The organism is Wolbachia endosymbiont of Drosophila leontia, from assembly GCF_028981785.1.
In the GTDB taxonomy this organism is placed as follows: domain Bacteria; phylum Pseudomonadota; class Alphaproteobacteria; order Rickettsiales; family Anaplasmataceae; genus Wolbachia; species Wolbachia pipientis.
This window is the reverse complement of record NZ_JAPQLK010000054.1, coordinates 1-2,012: the sequence shown is the minus strand read 5'-3', so window position 1 is coordinate 2,012 and position 2,012 is coordinate 1. Positions and strand designations below refer to the sequence as shown.

The window sequence follows — 2,012 nt, the reverse complement described above, 5'->3', positions numbered from 1 at the left end:
CTCTTTTTGACTGGCCAGGGCTTTTTTTTAAATGTCTCTTTCCCTTGTTACTCTTGCTTTGTAAATCAAACCTCTCTTTGTCGTAAGGAGCCATGTTACCTCTACCTGGAAATGCATCTGCTGCCGACTTTTTTTCGTTGTGTTTCTTTATCCATTTTCCTAATAAACCACCCTTTATTCCTAAATCCTTTGCTATTTTTGTAATTGTTTGACCTGCCTTTCTTTGTTCATTTGCCAGTTTAACAGCTTCCAATTTGAATTCTGCTGTATATTCTCTTACCATTTCTAATCCTCCAAAATTTTATTTTACCCAAAAAAACTCTTTTCTTTCTCTCCACTTTTTCTGGGTAAGGTCACTCTATTTATAGTACAGATGAAGAGAATTGGATTTATATACCAGTGCCGAAAATAGTTGACAAAGATTGTGTATACTTATTACAACTGTTTGGGTACCAGAAGTTTTTACGGCAACAAAGTATGCACTAACTATAAGTAAGGAAGACTTTAAGCAGGCAATAAAAAAAATGAAGGAACGTTTAAAAGAGATTAAAGGAGAGAAGAAAAAGGTAAAAGGGAATACGGCAGAAAATGAATCTTATTACAAATAGCATAAAGGGCTTTTATTCTAGTGTTAAATCGGACCTAGATTGGCAAGCCAAACGTAGTCTTATTAGGACATTAGTAAAAGAAGTCAACATTGATCTTGATAAAGTAGATGTAGTATTTAAGATCAAAGAACTTGAAAACCCCGCCCAGAATGGACAAAATCAAAAGATGGTACATTGTCTAGGGGGTCTGGGCACTGGGATGACATCTTTTTTCTTGGTACAAATTACTCTTATGTCTCAATATTTGTACAGTTGTGTTATCGGCCGTTTGATGTTTACAACGCAGGAAGTTCATACGGTTGTAAGTCAAGCGGTAGGATGACAAGATTTTGCAAGGGTATTTTTTTTATAGGAGATTAATATGGAAATTTTTCTTGATAGCGTTGATTTAAATGAAATTAAAGAACTAAAGGAGTTCATTGACGGCATAACAACTAATCCTTCTTTAATAGCAAAGTCCGGGCGTAAAGATAAATACGAGGATTTAGTGCGTGAAATATGCTCTATTATAAAAGGGCCTGTTAGTGTTGAAGTTGTTGCAGATAGCCATGAAGAGATGATCACAGAAGGTCTGAATTTAGCAAAAATTGCTGATAATGTTGTGATCAAATTGCCTCTTATACATGAAGGATTAATTTCTTGTAAAAAGTTATGGACAGAGCATAAAATACCTGTTAACATCACATTATGTTTTTCTCCTGGACAAGCACTGCTTGCCGCTAAGGTCGGTGCTTGTTTTATTTCCCCCTTTGTTGGTCGCCTTGATGATATAAGCTATGATGGCTTATCGCTAATAGAAGATATATGTACTATATATTCTAATTACGGTTTTGATACTAAAGTTCTTGTTGCGTCAGTGAGAAGCCCAGCGCATGTAATAGAAGCTGCAAGGCTTGGTGCTGATTCAATTACTGTGCCAGCAAAAGTACTTAGACAATTAATTAATCACCCACTTACTGACCAAGGGCTAGCAATATTTGAAAAAGACTGGGGTGTAAAATAATAAACGGTTACAAATGAACATAAAAATTGGCGTATCCGTTCAGGCAATGGCGTCAACTTAAGAGCCTTCATTAGCAAACTCTCCTAAAGACATGATGGCGTTTGCTACCTTATTGCGGCTGCCCTGGTCGAATTTTAACTTTATAGCTAGCCCAAGAAAGGTTTCCCTACATCATACCGCCGAGGCGCTAACGAGTAGCGGAATGACGAATTTGTTGTTTTTCAAATTGTAGGTAAACCTAAAGCTATAGAAAAAAAGAAGAACCAGTTTCTTAGAACCTGTTAAGGATCTCGAAAATATGAGGTAAAATAAGCATAGTTAAGAAAGAGGTATATCTATGCAAAAAAGCTATCCAAGAGATATAAGTAAAGAACAATTTGAAAAAATTAGACCAATACTGG

At 35.9% G+C, this 2,012-nt stretch carries 4 protein-coding genes; 3 read left to right on the top strand and 1 reads right to left on the bottom strand.

Annotated elements, in window-relative coordinates:
• Positions 1-283, bottom strand: a 283-nt coding sequence (locus OZD63_RS01800; protein WP_274979865.1) for a transposase, incomplete at its 3' end; no start/stop codon positions are given.
• A 139-nt stretch (positions 284-422) separates the two neighbouring features.
• On the opposite strand from OZD63_RS01800, the gene OZD63_RS01795 reads away from it, so the two are divergent.
• From OZD63_RS01795 to fsa, 3 genes are read left to right on the top strand one after another with little or no spacing between them, the layout of a single operon-like run.
• A complete protein-coding gene (locus OZD63_RS01795) occupies positions 423-608 on the top strand; it encodes a hypothetical protein (protein ID WP_265042929.1) in 186 nt (61 codons plus the stop codon).
• Positions 589-930 (top strand): hypothetical protein, encoded by a 342-nt coding sequence (locus OZD63_RS01790; RefSeq protein ID WP_275007974.1) that lies wholly within the window; start codon positions 589-591, stop codon positions 928-930. The genes OZD63_RS01795 and OZD63_RS01790 overlap by 20 nt, the downstream gene beginning before the upstream one ends.
• A gap of 39 nt (positions 931-969) precedes the next feature.
• A complete protein-coding gene (fsa, locus tag OZD63_RS01785) occupies positions 970-1,611 on the top strand; it encodes a fructose-6-phosphate aldolase (RefSeq protein WP_155968460.1) in 642 nt (213 codons plus the stop codon).
• The last annotated feature ends 401 nt before the right edge of the window (positions 1,612-2,012 follow it).

Excerpts from the sequence above, each read along its gene's own strand:
- OZD63_RS01790 (WP_275007974.1), top strand. The coding sequence starts at position 589 with ATGAATCTTATTACAAATAGCATAAAGGGCTTTTATTCTAGTGTTAAA.
- fsa (WP_155968460.1), top strand. The coding sequence starts at position 970 with ATGGAAATTTTTCTTGATAGCGTTGATTTAAATGAAATTAAAGAACTA.